9 protein-coding genes and 3 pseudogenes are annotated in these 14,264 nt (G+C 70.2%); 5 read left to right on the top strand and 7 right to left on the bottom strand.

The genetic code is table 11. The annotated features are described in order from the left end of the window. Positions 1-120: 120 nt before the first annotated feature. The 6 genes and pseudogenes from D5R93_RS05110 to dinB form a co-directional block, all read right to left on the bottom strand. Complete coding sequence (locus D5R93_RS05110) at positions 121-1,920, bottom strand: peptidoglycan D,D-transpeptidase FtsI family protein (RefSeq protein WP_119835662.1); 1,800 nt, start codon at positions 1,918-1,920, stop codon at positions 121-123. A gap of 6 nt (positions 1,921-1,926) precedes the next feature. Then, a complete protein-coding gene (gene ftsL / locus D5R93_RS05105; RefSeq protein WP_119835663.1) occupies positions 1,927-2,412 on the bottom strand; it encodes a cell division protein FtsL in 486 nt (161 codons plus the stop codon). Next, entirely contained in the window at positions 2,409-3,548 is a 1,140-nt protein-coding gene (rsmH, locus tag D5R93_RS05100; RefSeq protein ID WP_396027220.1) for a 16S rRNA (cytosine(1402)-N(4))-methyltransferase RsmH, read from the bottom strand. Before rsmH ends, ftsL begins: the two co-directional genes overlap by 4 nt. Before the next feature lie 176 nt (positions 3,549-3,724). Next, positions 3,725-4,155 (bottom strand): annotated as a pseudogene (mraZ, locus tag D5R93_RS05095) (division/cell wall cluster transcriptional repressor MraZ). Between the two features lie 587 nt (positions 4,156-4,742). Next, positions 4,743-5,123: a DUF3040 domain-containing protein gene (locus tag D5R93_RS05090; RefSeq protein WP_119835666.1), complete on the bottom strand. Its 381-nt coding sequence runs from the start codon at positions 5,121-5,123 to the stop codon at positions 4,743-4,745. Positions 5,124-5,262: 139 nt separating this feature from the next. Continuing rightward, a pseudogene (gene dinB / locus D5R93_RS05085) lies at positions 5,263-6,497 on the bottom strand (DNA polymerase IV). 161 nt (positions 6,498-6,658) lie between these two features. Between dinB and D5R93_RS05080 the strand changes: the two are divergent. After that, entirely contained in the window at positions 6,659-7,489 is an 831-nt protein-coding gene (locus D5R93_RS05080; protein WP_396027221.1) for a spermidine synthase, read from the top strand. A gap of 67 nt (positions 7,490-7,556) precedes the next feature. Here D5R93_RS05080 and D5R93_RS05075 read toward each other — a convergent pair whose 3' ends face one another. Beyond that, positions 7,557-8,495, bottom strand: coding sequence for a PAC2 family protein (locus D5R93_RS05075; protein ID WP_119835668.1), 939 nt, complete (start codon positions 8,493-8,495; stop codon positions 7,557-7,559). 327 nt (positions 8,496-8,822) lie between these two features. Here D5R93_RS05075 and D5R93_RS05070 point away from each other — a divergent pair, with 327 nt between their 5' ends. The 4 genes and pseudogenes from D5R93_RS05070 to D5R93_RS05060 all read left to right on the top strand — a co-directional run bounded on the left by D5R93_RS05070 (position 8,823) and on the right by D5R93_RS05060 (position 14,145). Next, a complete protein-coding gene (locus tag D5R93_RS05070; RefSeq protein WP_120204173.1) occupies positions 8,823-11,336 on the top strand; it encodes a HelD family protein in 2,514 nt (837 codons plus the stop codon). Positions 11,337-11,591: 255 nt separating this feature from the next. Next, positions 11,592-13,461, top strand: a pseudogene (locus D5R93_RS14720) (AMP-binding protein). Beyond that, positions 13,358-13,657: an AMP-binding protein gene (locus tag D5R93_RS14715; protein ID WP_341466858.1), complete on the top strand. Its 300-nt coding sequence runs from the start codon at positions 13,358-13,360 to the stop codon at positions 13,655-13,657. Before D5R93_RS14720 ends, D5R93_RS14715 begins: the two are co-directional and overlap by 104 nt. After that, positions 13,570-14,145, top strand: a complete 576-nt coding sequence (locus D5R93_RS05060; protein WP_162933987.1) for an AMP-binding protein — start codon at positions 13,570-13,572, stop codon at positions 14,143-14,145. Before D5R93_RS14715 ends, D5R93_RS05060 begins: the two co-directional genes overlap by 88 nt. Positions 14,146-14,264: the final 119 nt, after the last annotated feature.

Below are 14,264 nucleotides of genomic sequence, written 5' to 3'. Positions count from 1 at the left end.
CGCGAGCCCGGATGTCGATCCCCCACAGATGGAGTATCAGTGACGCATCTCGGAGGTGCTTGCTGTCACGTCCGCCTCTTCTACCTCTCCTGCCCCGTGCTGTCCCGCACCGCAGCCCGGTCACCGCGCGTCCACACCGTCAACCTGCTCCCCGTCCCCCTGTGCCGCGGCCCCGGCAACGACTGCGGGGTCGGGGGCGATTCCCAGGGACTGCATGGCCGCCAGGGCCACCTCACGGAACACGGGAGCGGCCACCGTGCCCCCGTACACCCCCTTGGGGCGGTAGACGATGACGGCGATCGCCAGAGCGGGCTCCTTGGCTGGCAGGAAGCCGACAAAGGATGCCACCGTCCCGTCCTCAGTGAGGATTTCAGTGGTACCGGTCTTGCCCGCCACCAGGTAGCCGTCAACGGAGGCCGCCTCGGCGGTGCCACCCTCCTGGGTGACACCGATGAGCATATCCGTGAGCGTGGCGGCCGTCTCCTCGCTGATGACGCGTACCCCCTCGGGCACCGTCTGCGTGGTCTCCTCGCCGTCCGCAGTGATCCAGGCGTCGATGACCCGTGGCGCGACCCGCACACCACCGTTGGCAATGGTCGCCAGCACCTGGACGGCTTGGAGGCTCGTGCAGGCGATCCCCTGCCCGAACATGGTGGTGTAGCGGGTGCGGTCGTCCCAATCCTGCGGGGAGGTGAGCAGCCCGGCGGACTCGGCGGGCATCTCGATCCCGGTGGGCGCCCCCCACCCGAACCTCTCCATGCAGGAGTATCGAGCCTCGTCCGAGACCCGTTCGCCGACCTGGACCGTACCGACGTTGGAGGACTCCGCCAGCACCTGGGCTGTTGTGAGGACCTGGTGGTCGTGAGGGTGGGAGTCCCGGAAGGACTGGCCGTTGGAGGCAGTCCAGGTGTAGGGCACGTTCCACGTCTCCTCGGCAGTGACGGCCTCCTCCTCCAGGGCGGTCGCGAAGGTCACCACCTTGCCGACACTTCCGGGCTCGAAGACGGCCTCCACGCTGCGCGCGCCACGGTCCTCCTCGGCGGTCGCCGCCGGGTCGGAGGGGTCCACAGAGCCGGAGTCGGCTAGGACAAGCACCTTGCCAGTGGCCGGCTCCACGGCCACGACGACGCCCCACAGCGCCGACTCCTGGGCAACCACCTTGTCGATCGCGGCCTGGGCTATCGACTGCAGGTCCGGATCCAGGGTGGTGCGCACGGTGGTGCCGGGTACCGCCTCGTCGTCCTGCTGGTCCCCGGTGGGGATGATGGCCCCGGTACGGCCGATCTCCTCGCTGCCACGCCCGTCGGTACCGGTCAGGAGGTCGTCCTGGGTCAGCTCGAGGCCGGCGGAGCCGATCAGCTGGCGGCTGTCGCCCTCGTAGGTGTAGCCCAGGACGTTGCCGGCGACGTTGCCCGCCGGGTAGGTGCGCCGGGTCCGCTGATCGGGCTCGACACCGGGTATCCCCAGAGCCTTGATCCGGCGCCAGGTGTCAGGATCGACCTCCTGGGCAATGATTGAGTAGGACGAGTCACCAACCAGCGCGGCCCCCAGCTCCAAGGGGTCCTGGTCCAGGACCGCAGCCAGCTGGGCCGCGGCGGCCGCGGCCCCGTAGCCCACTACGACCTCTCGCGTGCCGCCGGTAGCCTCGTCGGCCTGCTCCTCAACCTGCTCGTACTGGGACACAGCCTGCTGGTTGACTCCGACGTCGTAGGTGACGGCGCTGGAGGCCAGCACCGTCCCGTCCCGTCCCGTGATGTCCCCGCGACGCGCACGGTTGACCCAGCTCACGGTCCGCTCCGCCTTGGCCCGAGCTGCCAGCTGTGGTCCGGCGACGGCCTGGATGTAGACAGTACGACTCGCAAGAAGACCGAACAGGCCGATTCCTGCCAGCCGCAGCGCCTGGCGACGAGAAGGGTTCACCGCAGGCTACCCCGCCTGGTTCGCGTCATCGGTGGCAGGGGAGCCCTCCGTCAGCGTGGAGCGCTCCAGGTCCACCACTCCGGGCGCCCCCGCCGGGACCATACCCCGCTCGGAGGCACGGGTCGCCAAGGAGTCCGGGGCGGAGGCCTCCTGGACGTCGGTGCGCAGCGTCTCCACGTGGTCGTTGAGGACGTTGAGCTCGACCTGCGCCTCCTTCATCCGGTAGGCGGTGTCAGCCATGCGGGCGTTGAGCAGCATGGAGGCGACCAGCGCTCCCGCCAGGACGAGGATGATGATCGCCAGGAAGGGCAGGGTGGTGCGTGCGGGGGCGGTTCCTGTGACCACACGCAGCCGAGGACGACTGGTACCTGCCTCGTCGTGCTGGAGCCCACGGGCGTCGCCCTCACCTGCTACCAGGGAGCCGCCCCAGGACACTGCGGAACGACGTGTCGCAGCGGGACGGGTTGCTCGCGCTGTCGCGGCTGCGCTCATCTCTTGCCGGCCTTTCCTCGTCGGTTACTGGTGTCTGTACGGCGCGCATACGGGCCGCCGCGGGGCTCGGGTGCGGGCGCCTCCTGCACGCTCCTGGTGCGGGCCGCTGCCCGCAGTCTCACGGATGCCGCCCGCGGGTTGAGCGCGACCTCGTCGGGACCAGCCCTGACGGCACCGTGGGTGAGCAGCTCGAGGTAGGGGCGGTCGGAGTCCGGGACGGCGGGAAGACCGTGGGGCGCTCTGGTGGTCGCGCCTGACACCAGTGCCCGCTTGACGATCCTGTCCTCCAGGGACTGGTAGGACTCCACCACCACGCGCCCACCGACCCGCAGGCAGTTCAGTACCCGCGGTACCGCGGTCTCCAGGATCTCCAGCTCGGAGTTGACGGCGACGCGCAGCGCCTGGAAGGTGCGCTTGGCGGGGTGGCCTCCGCTACGGCGCGACGCCGCCGGGACCACCTGGCGGACCAGGTCAGCCAGGTCCTGGCTGGTGGTCACCGGGTTCCCCGCCTCACGGCGACGCACCACCGCCCGGGCGATCTGGGAGGCGAAACGCTCCTCCCCGTACACCCGCAGGATCCAGGTAAGGCTGGCCGCGTCCTCAGTTGCCAGGAGGTCACGGGCCGTGGGACCAGTGGTCTGGTCCATACGCATGTCCAGGGGCACGGGCCTGGAGTAGGCGAAACCGCGGGCGGCCTCGTCCAGCTGGAGGGAGGACACGCCCAGATCCATGAGGACGGCGTCAACAGTGCCGTCGGCTGCACCTGCGAGGAGGGGGGCATGCTCCCGCACGATCTCAGCCACCTGGTCGTAGGTACCGTGGACAGCGAGGAAACGTCCCCCGTAGCGGGCCAGCCGCGCCTGGGCCAGGCGGAGGGCCTGCGGGTCGCGGTCGATACCGATGACACGCAGGCCCTGGAAGCGGTCCAGGGCTGCCTGGGTGTGCCCACCCATGCCCAGGGTGCAGTCGACCATAAGCGGTGCGCCCCGCCCCGCCTCCCCGTTGGCGTCCGCGGTAGCCAGGGCAGGTTCCAGGAGGTCCAGGCAGCGCCCCAGGAGGACGGGAGCGTGCCGACGGGCGACATCCTCCGCCTGCAGCGGCTGTGGTGGTAGGCGTGTAGTGCCAGCAGCGGTCACGGCATGTCCTCCTTCCGGCTGTCTTCCTGCTACGTCGGTCTGTCCTGCCGGGGCCAAGGCCCCCGCCCCGGTGAGCCACCTGGCCAGGACTCCTCCCGTGGTTCCGGCACCGGGGAAGAGGTGCCGGACTCGGCATCGGGCGGAGACCTCGTCAGGCGGGTCACCGTCGGGGCGTCTCAGAAGAACCCGGGGATGATCTCCTCGGCTGTGTCGGCAAAGACCTGCTCCTGAGCGGCCAGGTAGTCGCTCCAGGCAGTGGCGTCCCATATCTCCACCCGGGCCCCTGCCCGATAACGGCCAGGTCCCGTCTCAGCCCGGCATAGCTGCGAAGCTGAGCGGGGAGGGTGATCCGCCCCTGCTTGTCCGGAACCTGGGAGTCCGCTCCTGAGAGCATGACTCGGATGTAGTCGCGTGCCTGCTTCTGGGCCAGAGGTGCCTCACGGAGCTGTGCGTACATGCGCTCGAACTCCGCAGAGGTGAACGCGTACAGACAGTGCTCCTGACCTCGGGTGATCACCACGCCGCCAGCCAGCTCCTCACGAAACTTGGCAGGCAGGATGAGACGGCCCTTCTCATCCAGCTTTGGGGCGTGGGTGCCCAGGAACAACGGGACACCTCCTTCCCCTCGGCTTTCCCCTGGCCCCCACCTTACTCCACTTTCCTCCCCTCCTTCCCACGCCGTGCGGGAAGGCTGTCACGTCACGACGTCGTCTTCCGCCAGATCAAGCGGATCTGCCGTGGTGGAGGGAAGTGGAGGGGGACGCGACACGCCAGTCACGGCCGACCTCTCCGGGCACCGGGCGCAGGAGAGCCGGGACGACTACGCCCCAGCCCGGGCGGGTCAGGAAGGGTCAGGAAAAGGCATCAGAGAGGGACAGGTAAGAGGGACAGGCTGGGTGTTTAGGGATCGAGGGAGCCGGGAAGGGGTCCGGGGACAGGCGAGGTTCTCACGCGGGACTCATGTGGAGGCTGCGGGAGGGAGCCCGCAGCCTCCACGTCTACCGGGCACGTTGGCGAGGCCGACCGGGTGGAGGACAGTGGAGGGAGGAGACGCGATACCCGGCACCACACAGGAACGACCGGCGCACCCGGTCAGGGCGTACACATCACTCGATGCCGACGCAGCGTGCGCACGGCACCCAGGGACACCTGCTCGTGGGCACGCACACGTCACCCCCGTCAGGCACGGCTCGCTCAGCCCTGAGAACCGCGCCGACGGTCCCACCGCTGCGACTGACGGTCCATGAAGGAGGAACGCCGTGAGGGACGTCGGGACGACCCAGGACCGCCACCGGCCTCCACACGCGTCAGGGCGAGGGTGACACCCCAGACGGCCATCCCGAAGCCGACGACACCCAGCAGGATAGAGATCACGCTGTTACGCACAACCACACCGCCGACGACCAGGCTCATCCCCACTAGCACCAGGGCGACTCCGGCCCCGATGTGCCTGGGGGACAGACGCAGGGGCCCAGTCGTCCTGCTGTCCATCGTGTCGGCAAGTCCCGGGTCCTCCTGGTGGAGCTGCGACTCCAGATCACGCAGGACCTGCTGCTCTCGCTCTGACAGTGCCATCGTGCTCCTCGTTTCTGAGCCAGGGGGTGGAGTCGTGTGCGTCGTAGCGGGACGGTCTACGCGGTCGGCTGGGGCCGCTGTTCCGCCACAGCCAGGATAGGCCTTGTTGTGCCCCGGGAAAACCTGGGAGCCAGATTGGTCATCCCTCGGGACGTGGTGAGGTCGGCGGGGGCAGCAGGCTGGCTGGCCTCAGGGCCTGCCCGCCCCAGCGTCTGCGCACGGCGTCCGCAGCCCTCTCCGGCGCGCCGTATCGGGGGTCCTCGTCCAGGAGGAGCTGGACACCCTCCTGGACGCGGAACAGTCCCTCGACCCGAACGCCCAGCAGGCGGAAGCCTCCGGGGGCGTGGGCAGCGCGTCGAAGAGACCGCCCAGTGCCTGCCAGACGTCACGGGCCAGGTCCGTTGGCACGGCCAGGGTCCGCGAGCGGGTCACCGTGGTGAAGTCCGCCCCCCGGGCCTTGAGCACCACGACGCGGCAGCGCAGAGACCCAGCGCGCAGCCTGGCGGCGCACTGGTGGGTCTGGTCCAGCAGGACCCGGCGAGCGTGCTCACGGTCGGTAATAGTGGAGTAGAAGGTGGTCTCGGTACCGACGGACTTCTCCTCACGGACCGGGTTGACAGGCCTGGGGTCGATGCCGTGGGAGAGGTCGTGAAGATGGCGCCCGGCAGCGGTACCGAGGATCTTCTCCAGACGGCGCACGTCCGTGGCGGCCAGGGTCCGCACGTCCTTGATACCCCAGCGCTGGAGCACCTGCGCGCTCCTGGCACCCACCCCCCACAGTGCCTCCACGGGGAGCAGGTCCAGGAAGTCCCTGGTGGCTTCAGCCGGGATCAGGAGCAGGCCGTCAGGCTTGGCGTGGGCCGAGGCGAGCTTGGCGACGAACTTGGTGGAGGCCACCCCGACCGAGGCGGGAACCCCTACGCGGCCGCGCACCTGCTCACGGATCCAGGTAGCGACCTGGACGGGGCCGCCCATGCGGCGCCTGGCGCCCGAGACGTCCAGAAAGGCCTCGTCCACACTGACCCTCTCCAGGACAGGGGTCACTTCGACCAGCACCGCCATAACCCTGGCCGACACCTGGCTGTAGAGCTCGTGGCGCACGGGCAGCACCACGGCCTGGGGGCAGCGCCGCAGCGCCTCCGCCATGGGCATGGCCGAGGACACGCCGTAGGCACGAGCCTCATAAGACGCGGCAGAGACCACGCCACGTCCGTGGGAGCCCCCGACGACGACCGGCCGCCCCTCCAGCTCAGGATGCTCCATGACCTCCACGGAGGCGAAGAAGGCGTCCATGTCCACGTGCAGGATTGGGGTCCCGGAGTCGTCCTCCCCCCAGGAGCGACGGGCTGACTCCGCCCGCGGAGCCCTGCTCATGACCCTCACCTCCCTATCCGCAATCTCTTCCTCAGCCGCAGCGGTACCGCCGACAGCGCCCCTCCTCAGAGCCGGTGACAACGCTACGACCGCGTCCACTCCGCAGCGCACCCCGGCAGGCACCCCGCACGCGGCATCCTCGTCCAGGCTAACCTGTCCCTGTGACACGTAAGCGCGGATTCAAGGGGGTCGTGTCCCGCCAGTCCCGCAGGCCCGACGCTGTGCAGACGCTGCCCTCGGGGCCTGTCACCACCTCCTGCTCCACCGCCGAGCTGGTCGTCAGGGACACCGGGGTGCTGCTTCTCCTGGACGGCGCGGAGTCCTCCTACCTCGACCTGCGTGACCCCGCCCACCTGGACTTTGAGTACCACCAGCAGATGGACGCGGTGCTGACGGTGCTGCGCGGCCCGGAGGCAGCAGTCCGGGCCGCGCACCTGGGCGGAGCGGGATGCGCGCTCGCTCGGGCCTGGGACGCGGCTCGGCCAGGGTCCCGGCAGCTGGCGGTGGAGATCGACGAGGTACTGGCCCGTCTGGTACGGCAGTGGTTCGACCTGCCACGCTCACCTCGGCTACGAATCAGGGTCGGCGACGCGGCCGAGGTCGTGGATACCCTGGACGCCGGGAGCTGGGACGTCGTGGTACGTGACGTGTTCGCGGCCGGACAGGTCCCGGACTTCTGCCGCACCGAGAAGTTCCTCACCTCCTGCTCCTCCGCCCTGGCACCGGGGGGACTGCTGCTGACCAACTCCCTGTCGACCCCGCGCGCGCCGCTGCACCAGGAGCTGTCCGTCCTCACCGCGATCTTCGGAGGTGTCCTCGTGGTGGCTGACGCTGCTGCCGCTAGGGGCAGACGACAGGGAAACGTCGTGACCGTCGCGCGACGCGACCCCTACAGCACCCGCGAACGCGAGGAGATCGACCGTGCGGTGCGACGCCTGCCCCTCCCCGTACGCGCCTGGGACCCCGCAGACCTCCCGCTGACCCGTGGCTGAGACTGCGTTGCCCCGTCGCTGAGGGACGCTGAGGGACCCCGAGCGAGCCCGGTCGGGCAGCAGGAGCTCAGCCCTCTGGGCTGGGGCTCCAGCCCTGCTGCCCCAGGTCGCCGGACTCGTTGGCCTCCAGGAAGGCCTCTAGCCGGGCACCGATCTCATCCGCGCTGGGCAGGTCGAGCACCGGGGCCGCGCCGGAGGCGTCAGCTGCCGAGATCCGCGGAGCCAGTGCGTCGTACTGGGCCTCCAGGGCCGACACGACGGCGGAGACCTCCGGCTGCTGGGCGGCCTCGGCGTCGATCTCGGCACGATTAGCGCTGGCGGCCGCCTCCAGGTCTCCCACAGGCAGAGCCAGCCCCGTGGACTGCACGACGGCTGTCAGCAGCGCCGAGGCTCCTTGCGGGAACTCGTCCCGGGCCACGTAGTGGGGGATAGCAGCCGAGACTCCCCGGGAGTCCAGCCCCAGCTCACCCAGGCGCATCTCCAGGTAGGCCGCCAGTGAGCCAGGAAGCTCCACGTGGCCGAAGATCTCGGCCTGGGTGGGCAGGAGGTCCGGCTGGCTGCCGTGGAAGTGGACGTAGGTCGGGCGTGTGTGGGGCACGGCCATGGGAATACCACCGATACCCACCGCCTGGCTCACACCCATGGACACCGCCAGGTGCGCGACAGCGCCGACGAACTCGTCCCACCGGTAGTCGGGCTCGGTGCCGTGCAGGAGCAGGAGGTCCTCCCCGTTGTCGTCGTGAAGAAGGTCCAGGACCAACTCAGGCATGGACACCGAGCTGTAGGTGTTGTGGGTGAAGGTCATGACCGGTCGTCGGGCACGATAGTCCACAAGGGAGTCGACGTCGAAGGTCGCCAGCCGCTCGTTGGGAAGCGTCATGAGGAGCTGCTCGACAGCGAGCGACCCAGCGTTGCCGGCGTCCATGGCCCCCTCGAAGTAGTGGATGAGGACGCGCGGGGAGACCGGCTGGTCCGCTGGGTGCTGCACGCTGAACAGTGGTCTCACAGATCTGCCTCCTTCCTCGTGTCTCCTCGTGTGGTGCTGCCTGGTCGGACCGCTGCGGGGCGACCCGTACTGCTCGAAGCCTAGACGAGCAGCGCCGTCTGTAGGCCGAACAAGCCGAGGCGCCCATGTGTTCCCGGCACACCAGGCAGCGACGGCCGCTGTTCGCCGTCGGCTTTCCCGCCGCCACAGCAGCAGGAGAATAATAGGGCGTCCCTGTGCCGTGGGAGGCTACGGCACCGTGCACCGTGTATACCGTGCGGACGGCGGCACACTCTGCTGCCACCAGCCTGACCGCGCTCCGTCCGCCCTGACCCTCAGTGAGGCCACGTGAGTCACACACCACCCTCCTCAGGCGACCAGCCGGGACCCCGACAGCCAGCATCTGCTGAGTCTGCTGAGGCCGCCCGTCGCCGCGAGCTCGACACCGAGCAGCAGGTGGTCGACCTCGCCTACGCCGAACTGGACCGCCAGCTGGACCGGGCCCGCCGGTCCCTGGCCGAGACCGAGGCACAGGAGGTCTCCGGCACCCACCAGTCGCGCGGTGAGCGCGACGCCTACGCCGTCCACTACTCCGGCCTGGTCTCCTCCCTGGAAGGAGTGGAGTCCAGGCTGGTCTTCGGACGGATGGACATGACGGCCCAGGCCGCCCAGGCAGCAGGAGGCTCCTCCCCCGTCACACGCGGCGGCGCACGCCACTACATAGGCCGCACCGGGCTGCAGGACTCTGCGCATCGCGAGGTAGTCCTGGACTGGCGCGCTCCTCTGGCCCGCGCCTTCTACCAGGCCACTGCACGCGACCCGATGGGCCTGGTGCGCCGCCGCCACATTGACACCCGCGACCGCACGGTGGTGGGGGTGGAGGACGAGTTGATCGACGTCACCGCCCTGGGCGGGAAGGACGGGCACCAGGATGACGGGGGCAGCGGGAGGCGCACCCACGACCTGCAGGAGGAGGACCTCCAAGGGGAGGGGGCGCTCATCGCGGCCATGTCCGCGGCACGTGACGGCCGCATGGGCGACATCGTGGCCACGATCCAGGCGGAGCAGGACCGGGTCGTCACCTCCGGCGGCAGGGGCGTCCTCGTCGTCCAGGGCGGTCCCGGCACGGGCAAGACCGCAGTGGCGCTGCACCGGGTGGCCTACCTGTTCTACTCCGAGCGCGAGCGCCTGGAGCGCTCCGGGGTGCTGCTGGTCGGCCCCTCGCCGACGTTCCTGCGATACGTCGAGCAGGTCCTGCCCTCGCTGGGAGAGACCGGGGTGGTCTCCACCACCATGTCCGACCTCCTGCCCGGGGTGCGGGCGCGCGGCACCGAGCCTGCACAGGCGGCAGAGATCAAGGGGCGCTCCGCGTGGGTGGAGATCCTGCGTCGCGCGGTGCGCAGTCTGCAGCGGGTTCCTGACGGGCCGCGCACTATCAGGGTCGAGGGCACCAGCCTGGTCCTGGAGCCCTCACAGGTGCGTGAGGCGGCCACGCGGGCCCGGCGCTCAGGTAAGCCCCACAACCAGGCCAGGGAGCCCTTCGTCCTGTGGCTCCTGGAGAGGCTGACCGACCAGTACGCGGCCGCCACGGGACAAGACGTCTCGGACCCTGACACGCGCGCCTGGATCCGCGAGGACATCCGCACGGCACGCGACGCCCGCCGGGAGATCAATCTGTGCTGGATGCCGACCACGCCCACGGGGCTCCTGGAGCGGCTGTGGACGCGTCCCCAGCTCCTGGAGACGCTGGCCCCCGAGCTTACCGCGACCGAGCGCGGCCTCCTGCGACGACCTGCTGGCTCCGCCCTGACGGCCGCCGACGTGCCTCTCCTGGACGAGCTGGCCGAGCTACTAGGTCCCAGCGAGGACGCCCAGGCCCACCAAGCCCGTCTGGAGGCTCAGCGCCACGAGCAGCTGGTGGCCTACGCAGCCCAGGCCATTGAGTCCCAGGAGCTGGGCAACGGCATGGTCAGCGCGCAGATGCTGGCCCAACGGGTCCAAGGTACAGGCCCGTCCCTGACCTTGGCGGAGCGCGCCCGCGCGGACAGGAGCTGGACCTACGGGCACGTGGTCGTCGACGAGGCCCAGGAGCTGGGCGCTATGGCCTGGCGGGCCCTGGCGCGCCGCTGCCCAGTCCGCTCCTTCACGGTGGTCGGTGACCTGGCCCAGTACTCCGGCCCCCACGCGCCCGCCAGCTGGCAGGAGGCGCTGGCCGGGCTGGGGACCTCGGCGGGTGGGAGCCCCCCGCGAGGATCTCGTGGCCACAGTGGTAAGAGGACGTCGGGGTCAGCGCCCCTGCGCCAGGAGGTGCTCAGCGTGTGCTACCGCACCCCTGCCACCATCATGGCGGCGGCCGAGGCCGTGGTCGGCGCGCTCGGGCACCCCACCCCCTACCCGGTGCGCTCCGTGCGCGACCTGCCTGACTGCCTGCACGTGGACGACCTCTCCGGCACCCGGTCGGCTCAGGACGACCAGGCCTGGGCACAGGTGCTGCGTAGCGCGGTCAGCGAAGAGCGTGACCTCCTGGACTCCTGGGCCGGTCCCGGTGGTGGACGCCTCGCCGTCATCACTGCGGAGGCTGACCAGGAGACCGACCAGGTGGTCCAGGCGCTGGCCCAGGACCCGGCGCTGGCTCAGGCCATGGAGGCACCCGGCGGTGACGTGCTGCGTGCCCGTGTGGCGGTCATGGCGGCGGCAGCGGCCAAGGGCCTGGAGTTCGACGTCGTCGTCCTGCTGGACCCCGACCGCCTGGCTGCGGCCAGCCCGGGGGACCTGTACGTGGCCATGACCCGGCCTACACGGCGTCTGCGGGTCCTGTGCCGCTCCACCCCGCCCCAGGGCCTGGACGGACGACACCGCTGACACCAGCTACTGACCACACCGACCACCACCGGCCGCGCCGACCACCGTGGCATCATCTGACACTGTCCGTGAGCGTGACGACACACTATTCGCCTCCTCCCCCACGGGACGCGAGGCTACGCATCCGTAGGTTAGCGTTGCGCCAGGCACAGTACCTGCCTCGGTACCTGCCCGCCTCGGCGGGCAGGTACCGACACCACCCCGTGTTCTTGAGCGAAGGAGAGACCGTGAGCACCCAGAGCACGCCCGTGCCCCCTGAGTCCCGCGGCGACGGCACACCTGCCCCCGCTCCCCTCACTACGCCCCGGGGTCCCTGCCACCATCCCCCCGGTCACCGAGCCCCTGTCCTGTATGCTGCGCGACGCCGCGAGGCAGTTCCCCGACCAGGTGGCCCTGGACTTCATGGGTGCCACCACCACCTATAGCCAGCTGACCCATCAGGTGTCCCAGGCCGCCCAGGCCCTGCGAGGGCTGGGAGTGCAGGCTGGCGACGTTGTGGGGGTGGTGCTGCCCAACTGCCCTCAGCACGTGGTCCTGGCCTACGCGGCGTGGCGCATCGGCGCCGTGGTCGCCGAGCACAACCCCCTGGCCCCGGCCTCCCAGCTGCGCGATCAGGTACGTATCCACCGGGGGCGCGTGCTCATCGCCTGGGAGAAGACCCTCGAGCGCCTGGTCCAGGTCACCGGCTCCCTGCGCGAGGCCGGCCTTGCGGACATGGAGGTGTACTCCGTGAACCTGTCACGGGGCTTGCCCCTGCGCAGCCGCCTGGCGCTGCGTCTGCCAGTCGCCGCCGCCCGGGAGCGCCGTCGCGAGCTGCGGGGCCGGGTCCCTGCCGGAGTCCGCTCCTGGGACGACGCGGTCGCCTCAGCCCCGGCGCTGGCCAGCAGCCACCCGCTGCCCGGCGCGGGGGACCCGGCGGCCCTGCTGTACACCGGCGGCACCACCGGCACGCCGAAGGCCGTCTGCCTGACCCACGCCAATCTGCGATCCAACGCGGAGATGAGCCTGGCGTGGGCCTCACAGACTACCGTAGTGGGGCAGGAGACCTTCTACGCAGTCTTGCCGTTCTTCCATGCCTTCGGGCTGTCCCTGTCGCTGCTGTGCGCCGTGGGCCTGGCCGCCACTCAGGTGGTGCTGCCCAAGTTCGGCACCGACATGGTCCTGGCGGCCTGGAGGCGCAGACCTGCCACCTTCTTCCCCGGAGTCCCCGTCATGTTCGATCGGCTGGCGGCCCGGGCGGCAGCCACGGGTGCGGACCTGTCCTCCTGCAAGATCGCCGTCTGCGGGGCCGCTCCCAACCCCGTGGCCGTGGCCCAAGCCTGGGAGGAGGCCACCGGGGGTGTCATCATCGAGGGCTACGGAATGACCGAGTCCTCCCCATCGTCCTGGGCAATCCGATCTCGCCCGAGCGCAGACCCGGGACGCTGGGCATACCCTATCCCTCCACCGAGGCGAGGCTGGTGGACCCGGACAACCCCGACCGTGAGGTGGCCCCGGTGAGATTGGCGAGCTGGTGGTCCGTGGCCCGCAGGTGTTCCCGGGCTACTGGCAGGACCCGCAGGAGACGGCAGAGGTGCTGACCAAGGACGGGTGGCTGCGTACCGGTGACCTGGTGCGTGAGGAGGAGGGCTTCTACGTCATCGCCGACCGCCGCAAGGAGCTCATTATCTCAGGGGGCTTTAACGTCTACCCCTCCGAGGTAGAGGAGGCGGTGCGCTCCATGCCGCAGGTTGAGGACGTCGCCGTCGTCGGCCTGCCCGGCGAGGCGGGTGGGGAGTCCGTGGTCGCGGCCATCCTCCCTAAGGAGGGGCAGAACGTGACCCTGGAGCAGGTCCGCGACTGGGCCGCCCGGACGCTGTCGCACTACGCCCTGCCGCGCCAGGTCGCCATCCTCTCCGAGATGCCCCGCTCCCAGATCGGCAAGATCCTGCGCCGGGCGGTGCGCGAGGAGCTGCTGGCTGCGCGCGAGGCCGCCTCGGTGGCGGCCACCGCGGCCGTCACCTCTGTCAAGGGGCACCTGGCTGGGGGTACCGGCCAGACCGGGGACGGTCCGGCCTACCAGGGCGGTACCGAGCCCGGACACAGGGACGACCAGAGGCCCGGCAAAGACAGCACTCCGGCGTGAGCAGCCTGCTGGAGACGGCCACGGACTTCTACCCCAGCGGATCGCCCTGGACTTCAAGAGTGCCACCCTCACCCACACCGAGCTGCTGGAAGCCTCCGAGCGTGCCGCCTGGCTGCTGCACCGCGCCGGTGTGCGCCACGGCGACCGGGCGCCCCTGCTGCTGCCAAACTGTCCCCAGCACGTCGTCGCCATCTAAGCGGCCCTGCGGCTGGGGGCGATCGTCTCCGAGCACAACCCCTGGCCCCGGCTGCCGGGGTCCGCGCCAGCTGGTCGGCGACGGCGCGCAGGTGCTGGTGGCCTGAGAGAAAGGGCTGGGACCGTGAGGTCGCCCGAGCCCAAGCCCAGCGCCTACCCACCGCTCACCCCTACCCTGCGGTCCACGACGTCGCGGTCCTGCTCTACACCGGCGGTACCACGGGCACACCCAAGGCGGCGCTGCTGACCCACGCCAACCTGCGGGCCAACGTGAACCGGGTGCCGATGCCGCACGAGGGCGCGGAGACCTTCCTGGCGCTCCTGCCGTTCTTCCAAGCCTTCAGGCTGACCTTCAACGTGCTCAGTGCCGTGCACAAGGCGGCAACCCAGGTGCTGCCCCCCAGTTCGACGTGGACCAGGTGCTGGCCGCCCACAGACGCCGACCCTTTACGTTATGCGGATGACGCGGGCGGCGGGCGTCCACTGTGAGATCGCGAGGGCGGGGCCGGGTCCGCCCACATGTCGCCTGTTGACAGACCGTCCACCGAGGGATTAGTATTCCTGTTATACTTACTAAGTAGTAAGTAACGACCGTTGTTGAACACCGC

Origin of the sequence: Actinomyces lilanjuaniae, assembly GCF_003606385.1 — a bacterium.
GTDB lineage: Bacteria > Actinomycetota > Actinomycetes > Actinomycetales > Actinomycetaceae > Actinomyces > Actinomyces lilanjuaniae.
The sequence above is the reverse complement of the archived record's forward strand: the minus strand, read 5'-3'. Positions and strand labels throughout refer to the sequence as shown.

Bases quoted from the DNA above. Each gene is read 5' to 3' on its own strand.
- ftsL (WP_119835663.1), bottom strand. From the start codon at position 2,412: ATGAGCGCAGCCGCGACAGCGCGAGCAACCCGTCCCGCTGCGACACGT.
- D5R93_RS05090 (WP_119835666.1), bottom strand. From the start codon at position 5,123: ATGGCACTGTCAGAGCGAGAGCAGCAGGTCCTGCGTGATCTGGAGTCG.